This window comes from Asticcacaulis sp. MM231 (assembly GCF_964186625.1).
Taxonomy (GTDB): domain Bacteria; phylum Pseudomonadota; class Alphaproteobacteria; order Caulobacterales; family Caulobacteraceae; genus Asticcacaulis.
Map to the genome: position 1 here is coordinate 3175114 of NZ_OZ075108.1, position 17214 is coordinate 3192327.

A 17214-nucleotide genomic window follows, 5' to 3' on the forward strand; every position below is an offset into this window, starting at 1 on the left:
GGGACGCTCATGGGGTGTGGGAAATCCTTACGCCGCAATATCTTCGGGAACCGCATCATAGGAAGGCTTTGGTTAATTTTCTCCTGACGGACAGGCAATGCTTATAAAACAGAAGCTTCCCGGTTGGCCGGCAGCCGGGCCAGCACCATCAGCCCGCCCAGAGCGGCGCGCTCGAACTGCAACTGGCCACCATAAGCGCGCACCAGTTCATCGACAATGCTGAGGCCAAGGCCCGATCCCGGCACGCTTTCATCAAGACGGGCGCCCCGTTTCAGCACCTCGTCGAAACGCGCCTCATCAAGCCCCGGACCATCATCCTCGATACCCAGAGTCATGGTCTGGTCGGCATCATGAAAAGCCGCCGTGATCCGTACCTTGCGCTTGCACCAGATACAGGCGTTTTCGAGCAGATTGCCGGCGATTTCCTGCAAATCCTGTTTCTCACCCCGGAATGCCAGATCATCGGGCGCGCGCCAGTCGATGATGACGCCCTTGTCGTGAAACACCTGCTCCAGCATGACCGCCAGTTCATCGAGCACCGGTTCGACCGGGGTGCGTTCGCCCATGGACTGAGAGCGCGCGGCGGCGCGGGCGCGGCGCAGATGGTGATCGACCTGCGCCCGCATGGTTTCGGCCTGCTTGCGCATGGTTTCAGGCAGCGTCCCCTCGGCTTCGCCCGCCGTGGCCATCAGCACCGACAGCGGCGTCTTCAGCGCATGGGCCAGATTACCGACGTGCATGCGCTGGCGCTCTACCACCTCCTGCGAATAGTCGAGAAAGGCGTTGAGCTGGGTCGCCACCGGGGTGATCTCGGCCGGATAGGTTTTGAGCAGGCGCTGCTGCCGCCCGCCCTGCACGCTGGCGATTTCGTCGGTCAGGTCGAACAGCGGCCGCAAACCGACGCGCACCTGCAGGAAGATGGCGATCAGAGACCCCAGCGCCAGAACGATCAGCGCCGCCGCTGTCAGCAGGGCGAAGGTGCGCACGTCCTTATTGACCGGGCTGGCGTCCTCGCCGGCCATGAAGACATAGGCCTTCTTGCCGACCATCGAATAGATGACGGCGACGCGCAAAGGCTCGCCCACCGGCCCGAGGCCATCATAGAAAACACTGGTGCCGGTCGACTTGCGCGCTTTTTCCAGCACCGCTGGCGGCAGGGGTAACTGCTCGTTCCATAGCGAGCGCGAGGTTACGGGGCCGACAAGCGCGCCCTTGGCATCGACCTCGCCGACCTGCCAGTAAAGTCCAGAATGAATAATGCTCGACCTCGCATCGACAAAGCGCGCTGTATCAATACCCGACGGCCCCAGAGTGTCGTCGATATTGGTGACCGAGAAGAGATTGTCAGCGAACTGCCCGACCCCGACCTCAAAGCGGTGCATCGTCACCTGATGAAAATAGGCGGTAAGCGCGAGGCCGGTGACCACCAGCGCGAAGAAGAACCACAGCGAGGCCAGCCCGATCAGGCGAGTGACCAGCGAATCCTTACGCGTCAGCCGACGCCACAGCTTGCTGAGTATGTGCTCAGGTGCCGCACCGGCTCCTCGCAAAGCCTCGGGCGGGCGGTCGCCCTTGCCAAATGCTGACGCATTTGGAGATGAATCGTTCTGCGTCACAGATCGCTGATCTCGTCGTGCAGCGGCTTGAGCCTATAGCCAAGCCCGCGCACGGTCTCGATGCGGTCGGTGCCAATCTTCTTGCGCAGACGGCCCATAAAAACCTCGATCGTATTGGAATCTCGGTCGAAATCCTGATCGTAAAGGTGTTCGACCAGCTCGGTGCGCGAGATCACGCGGCTCTGGTGCATCATCAGGTAATGCAGCAGGCGGTATTCCAGCGAGGTCAGGCGCAGAGGTTCGCCATTGACCGAAGCGCGTGCCGCACGCGGATCAAGCCGCACACCGCCACACACCAGCATCGGCTGGGCGTGGCCGGCGGCGCGCCGCACGAGCGCGCGAAGACGCGCCAGAAGTTCCTCGGTATGGAAAGGTTTCGTCAGGTAATCATCTGCACCGGCATCGAAGCCTGACACCTTGTCGCTCCACGCGCCACGCGCGGTCAGGATCAGCACCGGCGTCGTCTTGCCGTCGCGCCGCCACTTTTCCAGCACCGACACGCCGTCGATCTTGGGCAGACCGAGATCGAGGATCACGCAGTCATAGGGCTCGGTATCACCGAGAAAATGCGCTTCCTCGCCATCGGGCGCATGATCGACCACATAGCCAGCATCGGACAGAGAGGCCTTCAGTTGACGCGACAGATCGGGATCATCTTCGGCTAACAGTATGCGCAACTTAGCGTTCTCCAATGATGCGGCCGGAATCGGTATCGACCAGAAGATCGACCCGCCCGTGATCGGTGGCCACCCGCACCCAGAAGATAGACCCACCCTGCGGTCCGGCGTCAAGCACGCGTCCGCGGCTCCTGGCGATCGACATGGCGCTATTTATCCGGTTGTCGCGGCTTTCCTGACGGGGGCCATCATCGCGCGAAGGGTTGGGATCACGTTGCGGCCCGTCGTCATCCCGGCGGTTGTCGTCGTTGCGGCGACGGTTGCTGCCGCTGTTATCGTCGGGGCGCTTCTGATCCTTTTTCGGCACATAGCCGGCGCGAATCACCTGGGCGGGCGCGTCCCCGAACAGCGAGGTTTGCACCACAGGCGCGGCTTCAACCGCCGCGGGCGCGGCGATCAGGGCAACACAGAGAAGGGTCCAAATCTGTTTCATAGGTCGTTTATAGATGTACAGACCTGAACCTTATCTGAACAGGTATTTCAAAATGGAAATTTTCGAGACTTACTCAACGCCTACTTGCGCCTTGCGGAAACCGTTGGCGTATAGTCGGCCTGGTCGCGCCAACGCTCCAGCAGGCTGACGAACTCCGTCCGCAAGTCCTCCGGCATCCCGTCCAGCCCCTTGTCGGGCATGGCCAGCACGACGTGCGCGAACAGATCGCCACGGCTTCCATCCTTGGCATCAAAGGCGCCGCGCCCTTTCAGGCGCAGGATCGCGCCCGAATTGGAACCCTTGGCGAGATTGACGCTGACAGGGCCATCGGGCGTCGGCGCCTGCACCTTGCCGCCCATAATCGCATCAGGCAGAGAGACGAACAGATCCATATGCAGGTCGTTGCCGTCCATGCGGAAAACCGGATGGGCTTTCAGCCTCAGTTCAACCAGCGCATCGCCGTGCGCGCCGCGTCCGGACGGCGAGGCCCCGCCCTGGCCTTTCAGGCGCAGGGTCTGGCCATCACGGCTGCCCTTGGGAATATTAACGTCGACCGTGCGGCCATCCGACAGCAGCACGCGCCGCGTATTGCCGACGATGGTGTCGAGCAGGTCGATATCGAGCTTGATCTTGATGTCCTGGCCTTTGGCGGGTGGCGCCTGACGCTCCGCACCGCCGAAGCCGAACGGACCACCACCGCGCGCCCCGGCGCCACCCCCAAGACCGCCACCGAACATGCTCATGATGTCGTCCATGTCCATGCCTTCGAACTGTGTGCTGCGGCCCGCACCGGCGCCAAACGGCGAACCGCCGGCACCCGCGCCGGCACCGCTGAAACCCCGATGGATTTCGCGGCCATCGGCATCCATCTCGCCCCGGTCGAACTTCTTGCGCTTGTCGGCGTCTTTCAGGAAATCATAGGCGGCCGTCACGCGCTTGAAGCGCTCCTCGGCGACCTTGTTGTCACGGTTGGTATCCGGATGCAGTTCCTTGGCCAGTTTACGAAAGGCCTTCTGAATCTCGGCATCACTGGCGCCTTTTTTCACGCCCAATTCAGAATAAGGATCATTTGCCACTGTAAAACATACCTCCGCGATAGAGGTGTGTCCTAAACCCTATCGTTTCAAGAGGCAAGCATCGCCTTGGCGACGCTTGCCTCTTGCATTTTTCATAAGAGGTGACGCGCAAACGTGCGCGGCGGACATGTCAGGTCTTTGGCGCCTTTGCCAAAATTCAACGAATGAATTTTGGAGATCACACGCCCTCCTTCCCTGCAAAGCGCGGTGTGTCGAGACGGTTGGGGCCGCTCTTCCCTATCCCAACTCCACATTCAAAACCGGCCCATAACACCAGATCTGCGATTTCTGCGCGATTTTCACCCGCGCCGTTCCCCCAAACCCAGCCGGAAAGTCCACCGCCTGCGCCGCGCCCGTATACACCCACGCCGGTGCATCCACTTCGACCTCACGCACCATATCCGCGCCATCAAACACCTGCAGGCGATAGCGCTCATAGTCCTCACACAGGGGCAATTCGGCCTCCCAGTTATCGCCGCCATAACGTGGCGCGCGCGGGCGCAAGGCCAGCCCCGTCCAGGTCGCGCTCACATCGAGCGCGTTCTCCGCCACGCCGCTAAAACCGATCCGCCCGGTCCGCCATACCTTTTTGAGCAAGGCTCTTGAGCCCCGAAAGCCCCTCGATCATCACCTCGCGCACATCGTGCAGGCTGGGGCCGATCAGGGCGCAACGCACCCCGCGCCTAACCTCTGCGGCCAGCCATTCGACCCCTGCCCGCGTCTTGCCGGCGCCGCGCCCGCCGAGGAAAAGCCAGCTATACCAATCCCCCACCGGTGGCGTCTGGGCCGGATGGCTCCAGAAGTCCCACCTCTTCACGAGGTCCGGCGGCTCCGGCCCGTCCGGCAGGTGCGCCACCCAGGCCGCGCTCTCGTCGTGCCTCCGCAAGGCGATGCAGTTTGCGTTCGAGGTCTGCGCGCCAGTCTCTTCCCACCAGGGTGTTTCCGGACAAGTCGTCATTCATCTCGTCTTCCTCTGAACCTGTGTCGGCGGATGACGGATCATCGGCCTTAAAAATCTGCTCGGCGACCGCGTCAATGGCTTTCAACGTCTTGGCGGCGCGCTCGACCTCAAGCGGCGTGTCGAGTTTCGTGAGACTTTCAAATGCCCTCACCAGCCGATCGGCCTGCGCCACGGCCCGCAGACGCATCGCCTGCCGCCATCCGGCTAAATCATTGAGTGGCTGTTCCATGCCCTCAATCTAAACCACCCCCGACCCGCGAGGATTGTTTGCACGAAAAAGCCGCCTCGTTTTCACGAGACGGCCTGTTTTCTTGTACCTCCCCACCTCTGGTGGGGAGGGGGACCGACGCGCCCTTGCGCGTTGGTGGTGGGGGTTCTTGCTTTCTAAATTTCGCCAATCACTCCCGTATCCTTCGATGACCGCCGCGCTGATCGCGCCGGTCGTGCACCCGCGACGAGTGATAACCGTCGGCCGCATCCCTGCGGAAATGGCGGCCATCATCGCGCCGCCACTCGCGCGACCGCGTATCGCGATAATAGAACCAGCCGTCGTCGTTCCAGTAACCGTCCCGCACCGGCCCGTAATGGTTGTCGTAATAGACGTCATAGGCCTGATAATGCCGGCCGTAACCACTGTCATAGGCCACGCAGGCATTGAGCCCGAGCGCGGCGCCGATCGAGAGGGCGAAGAGGAGTGGACGTTTTGTAATCAAACGCTTCATGGCGATGCCTTTCCAGCAGCCCCAAAACCCCACGTGATGCTTGCGTCATTAGGGATAAGCGCAAAAGCCGGAAACCTTGCGATGGCGTTAATTTATTGTAAACGAAATCTTAACGACGGCGCGTCTTGCCACCCTTACCGGTCGGTTCCTTGGCGTTCAGGCGCTTGCGGATCGCATCGCGCATCTTGGCGAAGAACTTCAGTTCGCGGCTGACGCCACCAAACTCAGCCACCTTGTCCAACTCGCGCCACAGCGGCCCGGCCTTGTCCTGATTATCCTTGTGCGTCAGGATATAATCGAGATAGACGCTCAGGCGTTTCTGCGCTTTCGGATCGGTCAGGCCGTAATCAAGGAAATAGTCGGCGACATCGATGCCGAGATTGGCCGCCACCTTCGCCACGGCCGGATCGTTGATATCGCTCATCAACTGGGTGAATTCTTCCGATATTTCAACAGGGTGCGTCATCGTCAGTCCTCATGTATCTCAAAATCGCTGAAACCCCCGGTCATCACCGCCGGCCAGTCGTGGTCTTCGTAACCATAGACCTCCAGCGAGAAGAAGTCCTCCTGTGCGTTGGGGAACCACAGAATAGCCCCGCCGCCGAGCTGATAATGCGCCAGCGAGAAGGTAACGCCGAAGGGGTAATCGTCCTTGTGCGCGGTCAGCACATCGAGCAGGTTTTGCAGGCGCTCGTCGTCATCGAGCAGGAAATGCATGTAGCCGCCGGCGGGGTTATAGTCGCGTGACTGCACCAGCGGCGCCAGCAGCCCCCACGACACGTCCCAATAGGGCGCCAGGCAGGCCGCGATCAGGCCGGCCTCAACCTCGTTCGGTGCGTCGCTCAATCGCGTAACGGCGCGTCAATATCGTCCGGCCAGTCCGAGCGGTCTTCATTCAGGTCCCAGGCAGCGAAATCAAGCGCTTCTTCAGGCTCACCCAGCGCCAGTTCCGAGATCGTCTGTCCACGAATGGAAACCCCGGCGCGGTGTACCGTCTCGCGGTCGCCGGTGATCAGATGGTGCCAGCGCGGCAGCGGTTTGCCTTCGTTGAGACGGCGATACCCGCACGACAGCGGCATCCATTGCAGAGCCTCGATGTTTTTTGGCGTCAGCTTGATGCAGTCGGGCACGTGCTTCTTGCGCTGCGCATAGTTCGAGCACGCGCAGGTATCGGTATCGAAGAGCTTGCAGTGCACCCGCGTGGGGATGACATCAAGCGTGTCCTCGTCCTCGAAACGCACGAGGCAGCACAGTCCGCAGCCATCGCACAGGGCTTCCCATTCCTGGGGGTTCATCTCTGCCAGGGTCTTGGTTTCCCAGAAGGGTTTTTGCGCATCCGTATCGTTCATGCGCGGCTATATAGGGCCACGCGGATGATTTTGCACGCACGATTAGCGCACTTGTGATGGGTTGATTGATCCGATGCGCCGGCATCGCCTTGCCTATGGGCTACAATAAGGTCATAATTCGGCTACAGATGGCGTTCAGTGTGCGCTGTCGGAGGTTCTGTTCATGGTTGCGTCCCGTATCGCTCTTGCCCTGTCGGTTGTGTGCCTTGGCGCAGGCCTGACAGGCGCTGTCCAGGCCGATGAGGTTGTGGTGGCGGCACGCGCCAAATTGCCAACACAAGAACAGCAGGACAAGGCCGTGGCCGAGGCTAAGCTGCGCGCCGAACAGGCGCCAAAGCCCGCCGCCACGCAGGATCAGGTCATCGCTTCCCTGGCCAATACCCAGCCGATCAAACGCCTCGATCCGAACGACACCCGCTATGATCTGCCGGCCGCCGTCGATACACGCGCTAATCCGCGCCAGATCCACGGTCAGGTGAGCGTCAGCGTCGGCACCGGCGGCTACCACAGCGCCTATGTCTCCTCGGTGATTCCGGTCGGCGAAAACGGCCTGCTCGGCATCGCCGTCAGCCAAACCGACTACGGTAATAACCGCGTCTATGGCTACGGCTACGACCCTTACGGCTACGATGACGCCTATGGTTACGGCTACGGCGCCCCCTACGGCAATCGCGCCATGTGGAGCCGTCGCGGCGGCAAGTCGCAGTCGCTGGCCGTATCGCTTGATATGAATGGCCGCAATGCCACCGCCTCGACGCCGGAGGGCTGCGCCCCCGGTTTCCGCGCCGGCGACCGCTATATCGAACCGCTCTGGGTCAGCCGCATGAACGACAATCGCGACTGCGAAACCACAGCCGAAAAGCCGTAATATCTATTCGATGATATGCGGCACAAACCGCGCAAGATTGCCGGTAATCAACCCGTCCTCGCGGATGCCCATGCCGGCAGGTTCGCCATCCGCCACCCAGGCGCCGATCACTGGTGACACGCCGCCGAAATCCGGCAACTCGTAAAGCTCCTGATAGACGACGTCGCCATCATAAAACCCGCCCGTCTCGGCCACCACCTGACCATGGCGCACCACCTGCACATTGCTGCCTTCCCGCGCCAGAACCGGTTTACGCACGAAACTGTCGCCTTTCGGCCTGTCCATGCCGGCCCACAGCAGATTCGGATGATGCGGAAACAATTCCCACAGAATCGGCAGTATGGCCTTATGGCTCCAGATCATTTTCCAGATCGGCTCGATCCAGAGTGTGCGGTGGCTTTCGGCGATTTTGCGTGCGAAAGGCTCCCGCACCAGCCATTCCCATGGATAGAGCTTGTATAGCGTGCGGATTTCCACGTCATCCAGATCATAGAAACCCACGCCCGCGGCATTGTTCGCCCAGCCGATATCGTTCATCCCTAAAGACCTGACCTCAAGTCCTGCCTCGCGCGCCGTATCCATCAGATAGGCCACGGTCACGGCATCCTCGCCCGCTTCATCGCGCATATGGGCGAAATGTACGAAAGGGCTGCCGAGCAAGGGAGCGATATCGCGCCACTTGGCCACCAGCTTTTCATGCAGGCTGTTGAACTGATCGGCTTTTGGAAAAGCCTCCGCCTTCCAGTCCCATTGTACCACCGCTGCCTCCAACAGAGAGGTCGGCGTATCACAATTGAACTCGAAGAGCTTCGGCGGCCCATCACCATCGAAGCCAAGATCAAACCGGCCGTAATTAAGCGCTGGCAGCTCGTTTTCCCACGCTTCCACGATCAGAGGTGCACACCAGTCCGGAATACCGAACCGCTCGAACAGGCGGTTTTCAACAATATGTTCGCCAGCCGCCAAAAACAGGCGATACAGCTCAGAAGTCGCCATTTCCAATTGTGCGATGTCGTCCGTGCTGAAGGCATAACACGCACTTTCATTCCAGTAGGGCGCGCCATCGGTCGAATGCCAGACCAGACCGCAAGCTTCCACCCGCGATTGCCAGTCCGGTCGCGGGTTCAATATCAGGCGGCGCATCTATTCGCCGAAACCATTCGCGCCATAGCCTTTACCTGTGCCGCCGAAACCGCCACGGCTGACTCCGCCTTCCGGCACAAGGCCGTAGTTCAGGCCGGTCTTTGGCGTGCTGGAGCCGCGAGAAATCCGCTCCCTAAGCGCAGGCTTACCGCCGCTATTGAGATAGACCCAGTTAGCTCCGCGTGCACCACCGCCGCTACAATCCGCATCCGGCAGGCGACGCCCCCACATATCGCCGCACACGCGCACAGGGGATGGACGGCCACATCCGCTCAAAAGCCCCGCCGATACGGCCAGAACCGTAACCAGCGCTCCCTTATCCAACACCTTCATAAATCCCCCCGCAGATGTCTTCAGATCGTGGAAACCCCCAGACACACAATTATAGGATGCCTCAAGACACTCGCATAGCGAAATTGGCAAGGCCGTTTCTCTATTTCTTCGTCATGATCAAAAACACTTTGTAAAATAAGCCCTGACGCACTACATCCCCGTCATGGCCAAAACACCCGCAACAAAAGCGCCGCTGCTCGCGCTCAAAGACGTCCGCCTGATGGACGGCATGAACCCTCTGTTCGACGGCGTCGACCTCGCGCTGGAGCGTGGCGTGCGCGCCTGTCTCGTCGGCAAGAACGGCGCCGGCAAATCGACCCTGATGCGCCTGATGTCGGGCCTGATCGAGGCCGATAGCGGCGAGCGCGTCGTCAGTTCCGGCGTGCGCTACGCCTTCGTGCTGCAGGAGCCTGAGCCCGTCGGCGATACCATCCTCGACTGGGCCTGTTCCGGCGGCGCCGAGCACTATACCGCCGAGGCCGAACTCTACGCCTTCGAGATCGACCCCAATGCCCCGACCACCTCGATGTCGGGCGGAGAAAAGCGCCGCGCGGCGCTTGCCAAGGCCTTCGCCGAAGAACCCGATCTGCTGTTCCTCGACGAACCAACCAACCACCTCGATATCTTCGCCATCGAGACTCTCGAAGACCGCCTGCGCAGTTTCCGCGGTGCCGCCCTGATCGTCTCCCACGACCGTACCTTCCTGGAGCGCACCACCCAGCGCTGCTTCTGGCTCTATGATAGAAAAGTAATGAAACTCGATCAGGGCTATTCCGGCTTTGAACCGTGGTCGGAACAGGTGATGAAGGACGCCGAGGAATTGCTGTCGCGCCTGCAAAAGGCGATCGAGCGCGAAACCAAGACCTTCTATTCCTCGATCACCGCCCGCCGCACGCGCAACGAAGGCCGCGCCGCCCGCCTCAACGCCATGCGCGCCGATGCCTCCGCCCGCCTGATGCAGCGCTCCAAGACCATGGAGATGAGCATCGATTCCGGCGGCACCTCCGGCCGCCTCGTCGCCGAGTTGAAAAATGTCTCAAAGGCCTTCGGCGAACGCACCCTGCTCAACAATTTCTCGACCCGCATCATGCGCGGCGATCGCCTCGCCATCGTTGGCCCTAACGGCGCCGGCAAGTCCACCCTCGTCAAGCTGCTACTCGGCCAGCAGGCGGCCGATTCCGGCGAGATCAAGCTCGGCACCAATCTGGAGGTCGCCTATCTCGATCAGGGCCGCGACGCCCTGAAAGGCGATGAGACCCTGTGGGACGTTCTGGCCAATTCCGGTTCGGATTCGATCATGGTGCAGGGCACGCCGAAGCACGTCGCCGCCTATGCCAAGGACTTCCTGTTCCGCGACAACCAGTTGCGCCAGCCGGTGAAATCGCTCTCCGGCGGGGAGCGCAACCGCCTCCAGTTGGCCCGCGCGCTCGCGAAGGCCACCAACATGCTGGTGCTCGATGAACCGACCAACGATCTCGACATGGACACGCTCGACCTGCTCGAAGACATGCTGGCCGATTACGACGGCACCCTGATCCTGGTCTCCCACGATCGTGACTTCATCGACCGTCTGGCCACCTCGACCCTAGCGCTCAACGGCAAGGGCGGTGCGGCCGAAACCCCAGGCGGCTGGCAGGATTTCATCGGCCAGAACCCCGATTTCTTCTCGGCGATTTCGCGTATGGAATCGATCAAGATCAAGGGCGAGGCGCCGTCTGTGCTGTTTGAAAAGCCGGTCGAAGTGACGACCCTGGCCAAGAAGCCGGCGCAGAAGCTGTCCTATAAGGACCAGAAGCGCCTCGAAGATCTGGAACGTCTGATGCCTGAATGGCAGGCCGAAATCGCCAAGATGGAAGAGATCCTGAGCGATCCCAACCTCTATGCCAAGGCGCCCAAGGCCTTCGAACAGACCACCCGGCAACTGACCCATACTCGCACCTCGCTGGAAAACGGCGAGATGGAATGGCTCGAACTGGAAGAAAAGCGCGCCGCCCTGGGGCAAGCGTCATGACACGTATGACATAAGCCCAAACTTAGGGTTTACAGGATCAGTCCTTTTTGCAAACCATAAAGGCAATTCAAAGAGGATGCCGTATGCTCAAGCGCAAAAACCTGATTATCACCCGCGCAGGCGGTAAGGCCCTTTAACGTAACTGGTTAAAAGGCGCGGAGCGCAATTTTGACCTGCTGGTGGTAGCCTACAACGAGGCAGGCCTTGAGAATCCGGTAGAGGGCGTATCTTACGACTACGAGCCCATGCCCAAGGTCAGGGGCTGGCGCCAAACCTTCGCCAAGATGCCCGAGTTGCTCGACCAATACGACTACATCGCCATGATCGACGATGACATCGATACCGACGCCGCCGCCCTGAATTTTTGCTTTGATGAAGGCCTGCGGCTCGATCTTCTGATGTGGCAGCCGTCGCTGACCCCTGGAACAGCTACGCTACCTTCGCAGGCCTGCTGCATAACCCGCTGTGCGCTGTGCGGTATATCAATGGCATCGAGATGATGTGCCCCTTCTTTCAGAGCGCCTACCTCAAACGCCTGATCCCGCTGTTTGCCATCGATTGTGAAGTCGGCATTGATCTGGACTGGTGCAGCCTGACCGACGCACCGACGCGACGCTTCGCCGTTCTGGAAAGCATCAAGGTGCAGTACATGCGGGCCATCGGCACGCAAAAAGCGTTGAATGGCTTCGCCAACAAAACCTATGAAGACGATATCGAGACCTGCCTCAAGGCCTTTTCGATGCAATGGCCGTCATTCGTCAACGATCAGGCGGTGCTGACCTCCGGCCGCCCTCTCAAGCGGCAGGTCTGGGTGACGCTCAGCGCTCTTGTCTTGCTGGCGGCGCCTTTTTTTGCACCGCGTGGCGAATTCCTGAAGCATGTGCGCATTGTGCTGATTCACCTGAAGCATCAAGCATTGCGCCCCCCCCCAATTACGGCGATGCCAATCTCATCACCACGCAACTGGAGGCACTGACAGGCCAAATGACTGCCCCAGTGACCAACCCTGGCCATATTGTCCCAAAGGACCTTGAAAGCGCGGTATGAAAACCCCGCGCGATTCATAGCCGTATTGCGCGATAAAGGCGAATTTTACGGCCTTATTAGGCCTTAATTAAACTCAATGGCTTAGGTTTAAGGTGTTGCAACCTCTCCATGCCGACCGGAAGTTTATTCGCACGCCATGACCCAGCCTGCCCGCCGCGCCGCTTCTTCGCTGATCAGCGCTATCACCGTAACGATGATCGCGCTGCCGTACGCCGGCCTCGCCCATGCGTCCGGCACCTATCTCAACTGGCAGAGCAAGGCAGCGAACGCCCCGACTCAGATAGCTTCCGCCAATGTGGTCAACACCAGCAATGGCCCCTACCCGGTGCCGCCCTCGCCCTATGGTCAGGTCGGTGACCCTTACGCCCGCGCCCTGCGCTGGCCTGCCAAGGCACCTGAGCCCGCACCCCAGAATCAGCCTCAGGAAACACAGGCTCCCCAACCGCAAGCAGCGCAACACACCTTCGTGGCCGTGCCGAAAGCGCCAGTCCGCGCGCCACAGGCCGCCTCGATCTCCACGCCGGTCCCTTTGAGCGCGCCGCGCCCGGTCGAAATCGTGCCCGTGCCACCGGTCGAGCGCGAAGACCCGGGCCTCGCCGACGATCCCGGTATGGCCGATGATGCCCCCTATATCGCGCCGGCTCCAGTGGTCGCGGCCCCTCAGCCGAAGCCCGCCACGTCACATGCAGAGCAGATGGCCGCCTCAAAGCCTATTCCAGGGCCTATTCCGGCGCCTAAACCTGCCCCGGCGGCGCCGGTTGCAGCTAAACAGCCAGATGCCGGCTATCAGGTGCCAGCCACCAGCAAATATGCCGCGCGCATTGAATCGGCGCGTGCCGCCCAGGCCCAAACGAACCCGACGGTAGCGACCGTCGCTAAACCCTACGACAAGAAGCCGGGTGACAAGATCTCCAACGAAAAGGCGCCGGAAAAGACTGCCGCAAAGCCCGCCGTCGCCACCGCGCCGGAACCGAGCGTTTCGATGGCCGTGCGGGAAACCGACCACGTCTTTATCCCCGGCGAACAATATACCAGCGCAGCCGACGAACCCCGCTATTACAGCCTGCACCGCCAGTATGGCCTGCGGCCCGATCCGATCCCAGCCACGCACGAAGCGAGCGGCGCCCTGCCGGGCGGCACGATCGATACGGTCGAAGCCGGTGAAGAAGGCGGCGATCCGAACAACGACACTGACAACACCTCTGGCAAGACCGCCAACTTAGATAAAAAATCCGCCTCGCACTGATACAGCCGAAAATGCCCTGCCAGAACAGCAGGCGCCCAACCACCCAGACAAGGTATAAGAATGTCCCGCGTCCCGACTTCCTCCCTGATGGATCTGATCGAGCTTGCCAAGGAGCCCTCCAGCTCCCGCCGCCGCGACCTCCTGCGTCAGGTGACCGGCATCTTCATGAGCCATCCGGAAGAGATCAATGGCACCGAGATGGAACTCTACGACACGGTGATGAGCCAGTTATCGGCCGATATGGAAACCATGGTGCGTGCTGAGATATCGACCACGATCTCTCAGGTCCGCAATGCGCCGATGGGCATGCTGCGCCGCCTGGCGAGCGATGATATCGCCGTCGCCGAGCCGATCCTGACGCGCTCCAAGGCGCTGAGCGAAAACGATCTGATGCACATCGTCCAGACGCAGGGCCAGGACCACCTGCGCGCCGTCTCGAAGCGCGAGGAAGTGTCCGAAAGCGTATCCGGCGTTATCGTCACCCGTGGCGACGACGACACCCTGCACAGCCTTCTGAGCAATGACGGTGCCCGCCTGTCGCGCGCCTCCAACGAAGAAGCCATCCAGCGCGCCCAGGCCAATCCGGCCCTGCACGAAGTGGTGGTCAACCGCCGCGACATGCCGGTCGATCTGGTCAACGACATGTATTTCGTCGTCGAGGCCCGCCTGCGCGAACGCATCATGCAGGAGAACGACAAGCTCGATCCCTCCATGCTCGAACAGGCTCTGTCGCGCGGCCGCGAAAAGGTGGCCGTAGCCTATGGCAGCTTCCCGGAAGACTACGCCCGCATCACCCAGGAGGTACAGGCCCTTCGCAGCAATTCGCGCCTGACCCCCGCCCTGCTCGCCAGATATATGCGCGATCCCAACCCGACCTATTTCCTCGTCGCCCTGTCGCAGATGGCCGATATCGATTTCCTGACCGCGCGTCATGTCGTCGAGAAGAAGGAAATCGACGCTTTGGCGATTGCCTGCAAGGCCGCCGATCTCGATAAGGCCCTCTTCCTGACCTACGCCATGATCATGCTGGCCGATCAGGATAACGCCATGGGCAAGGCCAGCGAATATGCCAGGCTCTATGCCGAACTGCCTCGCGACACCGCCCTGCGCACCATCCGTTTCTGGCGCATGCGCCGCGCCGAAGGTTATGCCGCTTAATCGTTATTTGCGGAGCAAATTGCGATTAAGCATTCTGCATAAGAGATACGCCGCAACGGCGGCGGCGCGCAGTCGCGCTTGCCAAACGTGAGGCACGATACCTTCACATTTGGAGATTTTGCAGGATACTCTACCCTTTCTTAAACCTCCCCACTCGCTGGGGAGGGGGACCGACGCGCACTTGCGTGTTGGTGGCGGGACTTCCTGCTTAAGCCACCGGCTTCATCAGGTAGTGCCCGACGCCCCATTCACGGCCGCCGTCATGGCCCCACAGGCCGGCGGTGGCGAGGAAAAACAGGCGCCAGCGCCGGCGCCACAGGTTGGCGTCCTTGCCATAGACCGTTTTCAGGATGGGCCAGATATGCTCAGACTGCGCGTCGAAATTATCGAGCCAGTCCATGGCGGTGCGGCGGTAATTCTCGCCCGACCAGTGCCATTCGGCCTCGACCGTGAACAGGTCGGGGAAGCGGTGCGGCAGGTCACGCGCCGGCATGATGCCGCCGGTGAAGAAGTATTTCCCGATCCAGTCGTCAGCGTTTTCGGCGTGGTTGAAGCGGTAGGAATGGCGGCTGGAGGTGAAGACGTGCAGGAACAGGCTGCCATCGGCTTTCAGCCAGCCGCGGGCGCGGGCCAGCAGTTCTTGCCAGTTCGACATGTGCTCGAACATCTCGACTGAGACGATGCGATCGAAGGTCTGGTCGATGGTGAAATCGTTCATATCGGCGGTGATGACCCGAAGGTTGGGCAGTTTGCGCAAAACGGCCTGACGTTCGATATAGGCGCGCTGGGACTGCGAATTGGACACCGAAACGATGCGCGCGTTCGGATAGGCCTTCGCCATATGCAGCGAAAGGGAGCCCCAGCCGCAGCCGAGCTCCAGGATGGTCTGCCCGTCGCGCAAATCGGCGTTCCGACAGGTTTCCAGCAGGGCCAGGGTTTCAGCCTCGTCGAGCGTAGTGCTGTCATCGGCATAGAGGCAGCACGAGTATTTGCGCTGGTTGCCCAGGATAAGCCCGAAAAACGCGTCGGGGATTTCATAGTGCTGGGCGTTGGCGGCATCGGCATGGACGGCGACCGGATAGGCGTTCATGGCGGCCACGAAGGCCTCTTCCGGCAGGGCGGCTTCGGCGATCTGGCGCTTGCTGCGGCCGACCAGCCAGTCGATGGCGGCCAGGGTCAGGCCATTGGGCAGGGGCGTGCGTTCGGCGAGCGTGGTGGCGAGATTTATAGCTTTTCCTTTTTGGGACGTCCGGGGAAAAAGGCGTTGGTGCGGGCCTGATAGGCGCGGAACTTATCGCCGCGCGTCGCCAGCATGTGTTTTTCGAGCGGTGGTATGCCGGAGACGTGGACGAGCAGAACGTACATCTGGATCGGTGCCAGCAGGGCCAGCCAGCCGAAGGGTTGCGAAAGGGCGATCAGCGCCCAGCCGCACCAGCTAAGCCATTCGAAGAAATAGTTGGGGTGGCGCGAATACTTCCACAGGCCGGTATTGGCGACGGCTCCTTTGTGCGTCTTGCCGAACGTCTTGACCTGCGCATCCGCCACGCCTTCGCCGATCAGGGCGATGACCAGAATGACGACACCGACGATATCAAGCAGGGCCGGAAAGGGCGCAGGGTTGATGGCGGCGTAGCGCACGGCCAGCACCAGCACGAAGGCGGCCAGGGCCTGCGCCTGCAACATCCCGAACAGATAGACCGGCCAGTCCTTCGGATGCTCTTTCTGGATAGCGGCGTAGCGCGGATCGTCGTCGCCCGAATGGGTGCGGTTGGCGATATGCAGGCCAAGCCGCAACGCCCATACGGCGACCAGAACGCCCACCACAAGGCGGCGGGTGTCATTGGCGCCCTCGGCCGGCAGCAGCGTGGCGGCGATGCCACCGGCGCCGACCGCGAAGGTCCACAGGGTATCGATCCAGCCGCTTTTCTTGGTGACGAGCTGCACAGCGGTGGCGGCCATCATGATGAGGCTGATACCGGCGGCGAGACCGAGCAGGACAAGCGTTTTGGTGGTGAGCAGAGGCATGTGGGTTTCCATGTGGCTTATGACGGATACGGCGGCGGGGAGGGGCTGGTTCATGCCGCGGTCAAAAATTTTGCCGTGATCCGGATGCCGTCTTCCGCCGTATGGACTGTCAGGGACAGCGGCAAAACGGAGAGAGATGTGATGATAAAGACCCTCATCGCTGTCGCGGCTAGCATGGCCCTGACAACCGCGACCCTGGCGCCTGCGGCGCACGCCGAGCCTTCGCCCGAAGGCAACTGGTCGCGCGGCGACGGCAAGGCGAAGGTGAAGATCGCGCCGTGCGGTGACGATCTCTGCGCCGTCAACACCTGGATCAAGGCCGGCACCAAGGACGAAAAGACCGGCGACAAGCTGGTCATGACCGTGGCGCACAACGGCGACGGCCACTGGAAGGGCAAGGCCTATGATCCGCAACGCAAGCTGACCTATCGTTTGTCCATGAAGGTGGCCGAAAGTCGCATGACGACGCGCGGCTGCGTGCTGGGCGGTCTGGTGTGCAAGGGCGTTGACTGGACGCGGCTCGACTAGTGTGTGAGCGCCGATCTGATT

At 61.2% G+C, this 17214-nt stretch carries 22 protein-coding genes; 7 read left to right on the forward strand and 15 right to left on the reverse strand.

What is annotated here, in order from left to right:
• Positions 1-101: 101 nt before the first annotated feature.
• From ABQ278_RS15470 to ABQ278_RS15520, 11 genes are all read right to left on the reverse strand, one after another.
• Positions 102-1616 carry an ATP-binding protein gene (locus ABQ278_RS15470; RefSeq protein ID WP_349320382.1) on the reverse strand — a complete coding sequence of 505 codons (1515 nt, stop codon included), beginning with the start codon at positions 1614-1616 and terminating at the stop codon, positions 102-104.
• Complete coding sequence (locus tag ABQ278_RS15475) at positions 1613-2293, reverse strand: response regulator transcription factor (protein ID WP_018081957.1); 681 nt, start codon at positions 2291-2293, stop codon at positions 1613-1615. Before ABQ278_RS15475 ends, ABQ278_RS15470 begins: the two co-directional genes overlap by 4 nt.
• A gap of 1 nt (position 2294) precedes the next feature.
• The gene (locus ABQ278_RS15480) at positions 2295-2726 is read right to left on the reverse strand and encodes a hypothetical protein (RefSeq protein ID WP_349320383.1); all 432 of its coding nucleotides are present in this window, start codon (positions 2724-2726) and stop codon (positions 2295-2297) included.
• An 80-nt stretch (positions 2727-2806) separates the two neighbouring features.
• The gene (locus ABQ278_RS15485; RefSeq protein WP_349320384.1) at positions 2807-3802 is read right to left on the reverse strand and encodes a DnaJ C-terminal domain-containing protein; all 996 of its coding nucleotides are present in this window, start codon (positions 3800-3802) and stop codon (positions 2807-2809) included.
• A gap of 237 nt (positions 3803-4039) precedes the next feature.
• Positions 4040-4333, reverse strand: coding sequence for a hypothetical protein (locus ABQ278_RS15490; protein WP_349320385.1), 294 nt, complete (start codon positions 4331-4333; stop codon positions 4040-4042).
• Between the two features lie 25 nt (positions 4334-4358).
• Entirely contained in the window at positions 4359-4574 is a 216-nt protein-coding gene (locus ABQ278_RS15495; protein WP_349320386.1) for a terminase large subunit domain-containing protein, read from the reverse strand.
• Entirely contained in the window at positions 4558-4950 is a 393-nt protein-coding gene (locus tag ABQ278_RS15500; RefSeq protein WP_349320387.1) for a hypothetical protein, read from the reverse strand. The genes ABQ278_RS15495 and ABQ278_RS15500 overlap by 17 nt, the downstream gene beginning before the upstream one ends.
• A 211-nt stretch (positions 4951-5161) precedes the next feature.
• The gene (locus ABQ278_RS15505; protein WP_349320388.1) at positions 5162-5485 is read right to left on the reverse strand and encodes a hypothetical protein; all 324 of its coding nucleotides are present in this window, start codon (positions 5483-5485) and stop codon (positions 5162-5164) included.
• 109 nt (positions 5486-5594) lie between these two features.
• Positions 5595-5951, reverse strand: coding sequence for a hypothetical protein (locus ABQ278_RS15510; protein ID WP_349320389.1), 357 nt, complete (start codon positions 5949-5951; stop codon positions 5595-5597).
• Between the two features lie 2 nt (positions 5952-5953).
• Positions 5954-6331 (reverse strand): hypothetical protein, encoded by a 378-nt coding sequence (locus tag ABQ278_RS15515; protein ID WP_349320390.1) that lies wholly within the window; start codon positions 6329-6331, stop codon positions 5954-5956.
• Positions 6328-6834 (reverse strand): YcgN family cysteine cluster protein, encoded by a 507-nt coding sequence (locus ABQ278_RS15520; protein WP_018081965.1) that lies wholly within the window; start codon positions 6832-6834, stop codon positions 6328-6330. Before ABQ278_RS15520 ends, ABQ278_RS15515 begins: the two co-directional genes overlap by 4 nt.
• Positions 6835-6997: 163 nt before the next feature.
• Between ABQ278_RS15520 and ABQ278_RS15525 the strand changes: the two genes are divergently transcribed.
• A complete protein-coding gene (locus tag ABQ278_RS15525; protein ID WP_349320391.1) occupies positions 6998-7702 on the forward strand; it encodes a hypothetical protein in 705 nt (234 codons plus the stop codon).
• Positions 7703-7705: 3 nt separating this feature from the next.
• Here ABQ278_RS15525 and ABQ278_RS15530 read toward each other — a convergent pair whose 3' ends face one another.
• Both ABQ278_RS15530 and ABQ278_RS15535 read right to left on the reverse strand, forming a co-directional pair.
• Positions 7706-8845 (reverse strand): glutathionylspermidine synthase family protein, encoded by a 1140-nt coding sequence (locus ABQ278_RS15530; protein WP_349320392.1) that lies wholly within the window; start codon positions 8843-8845, stop codon positions 7706-7708.
• Complete coding sequence (locus ABQ278_RS15535; RefSeq protein ID WP_349320393.1) at positions 8846-9178, reverse strand: hypothetical protein; 333 nt, start codon at positions 9176-9178, stop codon at positions 8846-8848.
• Positions 9179-9341: 163 nt separating this feature from the next.
• On the opposite strand from ABQ278_RS15535, the gene ABQ278_RS15540 reads away from it, so the two are divergent.
• The 5 genes from ABQ278_RS15540 to ABQ278_RS15560 all read left to right on the forward strand — a co-directional run bounded on the left by ABQ278_RS15540 (position 9342) and on the right by ABQ278_RS15560 (position 14640).
• Entirely contained in the window at positions 9342-11189 is a 1848-nt protein-coding gene (locus ABQ278_RS15540; RefSeq protein ID WP_349320394.1) for an ATP-binding cassette domain-containing protein, read from the forward strand.
• Positions 11190-11368: 179 nt separating this feature from the next.
• On the forward strand, positions 11369-11689 hold the full coding sequence (locus tag ABQ278_RS15545; protein WP_349320395.1) for a hypothetical protein: 321 nt from the start codon (positions 11369-11371) through the stop codon (positions 11687-11689).
• A complete protein-coding gene (locus tag ABQ278_RS15550) occupies positions 11662-12165 on the forward strand; it encodes a hypothetical protein (RefSeq protein ID WP_349320396.1) in 504 nt (167 codons plus the stop codon). Before ABQ278_RS15545 ends, ABQ278_RS15550 begins: the two co-directional genes overlap by 28 nt.
• A gap of 207 nt (positions 12166-12372) precedes the next feature.
• The gene (locus tag ABQ278_RS15555) at positions 12373-13482 is read left to right on the forward strand and encodes a hypothetical protein (RefSeq protein WP_349320397.1); all 1110 of its coding nucleotides are present in this window, start codon (positions 12373-12375) and stop codon (positions 13480-13482) included.
• Positions 13483-13542: 60 nt separating this feature from the next.
• Positions 13543-14640 (forward strand): DUF2336 domain-containing protein, encoded by a 1098-nt coding sequence (locus ABQ278_RS15560; RefSeq protein ID WP_349320398.1) that lies wholly within the window; start codon positions 13543-13545, stop codon positions 14638-14640.
• Positions 14641-14848: 208 nt separating this feature from the next.
• Here ABQ278_RS15560 and ABQ278_RS15565 read toward each other — a convergent pair whose 3' ends face one another.
• Together ABQ278_RS15565 and ABQ278_RS15570 are read right to left on the reverse strand one after the other, a co-directional pair.
• On the reverse strand, positions 14849-15868 hold the full coding sequence (locus ABQ278_RS15565; RefSeq protein WP_349322181.1) for a cyclopropane-fatty-acyl-phospholipid synthase family protein: 1020 nt from the start codon (positions 15866-15868) through the stop codon (positions 14849-14851).
• On the reverse strand, positions 15865-16719 hold the full coding sequence (locus tag ABQ278_RS15570) for a DUF1295 domain-containing protein (protein ID WP_349320399.1): 855 nt from the start codon (positions 16717-16719) through the stop codon (positions 15865-15867). Before ABQ278_RS15570 ends, ABQ278_RS15565 begins: the two co-directional genes overlap by 4 nt.
• 87 nt (positions 16720-16806) lie before the next feature.
• Here ABQ278_RS15570 and ABQ278_RS15575 point away from each other — a divergent pair, with 87 nt between their 5' ends.
• Entirely contained in the window at positions 16807-17193 is a 387-nt protein-coding gene (locus ABQ278_RS15575; protein ID WP_349320400.1) for a DUF2147 domain-containing protein, read from the forward strand.
• The last annotated feature ends 21 nt before the right edge of the window (positions 17194-17214 follow it).

What these genes read in the sequence shown, in the direction of transcription:
- ABQ278_RS15480 (WP_349320383.1), bottom strand. Translation starts at nt 2,726, where the DNA reads ATGAAACAGATTTGGACCCTTCTCTGTGTTGCCCTGATCGCCGCGCCC.
- ABQ278_RS15500 (WP_349320387.1), bottom strand. Translation starts at nt 4,950, where the DNA reads ATGCGTCTGCGGGCCGTGGCGCAGGCCGATCGGCTGGTGAGGGCATTT.
- ABQ278_RS15505 (WP_349320388.1), bottom strand. Translation starts at nt 5,485, where the DNA reads ATGAAGCGTTTGATTACAAAACGTCCACTCCTCTTCGCCCTCTCGATC.
- ABQ278_RS15510 (WP_349320389.1), bottom strand. Translation starts at nt 5,951, where the DNA reads ATGACGCACCCTGTTGAAATATCGGAAGAATTCACCCAGTTGATGAGC.
- ABQ278_RS15520 (WP_018081965.1), bottom strand. Translation starts at nt 6,834, where the DNA reads ATGAACGATACGGATGCGCAAAAACCCTTCTGGGAAACCAAGACCCTG.
- ABQ278_RS15525 (WP_349320391.1), top strand. Translation starts at nt 6,998, where the DNA reads ATGGTTGCGTCCCGTATCGCTCTTGCCCTGTCGGTTGTGTGCCTTGGC.
- ABQ278_RS15530 (WP_349320392.1), bottom strand. Translation starts at nt 8,845, where the DNA reads ATGCGCCGCCTGATATTGAACCCGCGACCGGACTGGCAATCGCGGGTG.
- ABQ278_RS15535 (WP_349320393.1), bottom strand. Translation starts at nt 9,178, where the DNA reads ATGAAGGTGTTGGATAAGGGAGCGCTGGTTACGGTTCTGGCCGTATCG.
- ABQ278_RS15540 (WP_349320394.1), top strand. Translation starts at nt 9,342, where the DNA reads ATGGCCAAAACACCCGCAACAAAAGCGCCGCTGCTCGCGCTCAAAGAC.
- ABQ278_RS15555 (WP_349320397.1), top strand. Translation starts at nt 12,373, where the DNA reads ATGACCCAGCCTGCCCGCCGCGCCGCTTCTTCGCTGATCAGCGCTATC.
- ABQ278_RS15560 (WP_349320398.1), top strand. Translation starts at nt 13,543, where the DNA reads ATGTCCCGCGTCCCGACTTCCTCCCTGATGGATCTGATCGAGCTTGCC.
- ABQ278_RS15570 (WP_349320399.1), bottom strand. Translation starts at nt 16,719, where the DNA reads ATGAACCAGCCCCTCCCCGCCGCCGTATCCGTCATAAGCCACATGGAA.
- ABQ278_RS15575 (WP_349320400.1), top strand. Translation starts at nt 16,807, where the DNA reads ATGATAAAGACCCTCATCGCTGTCGCGGCTAGCATGGCCCTGACAACC.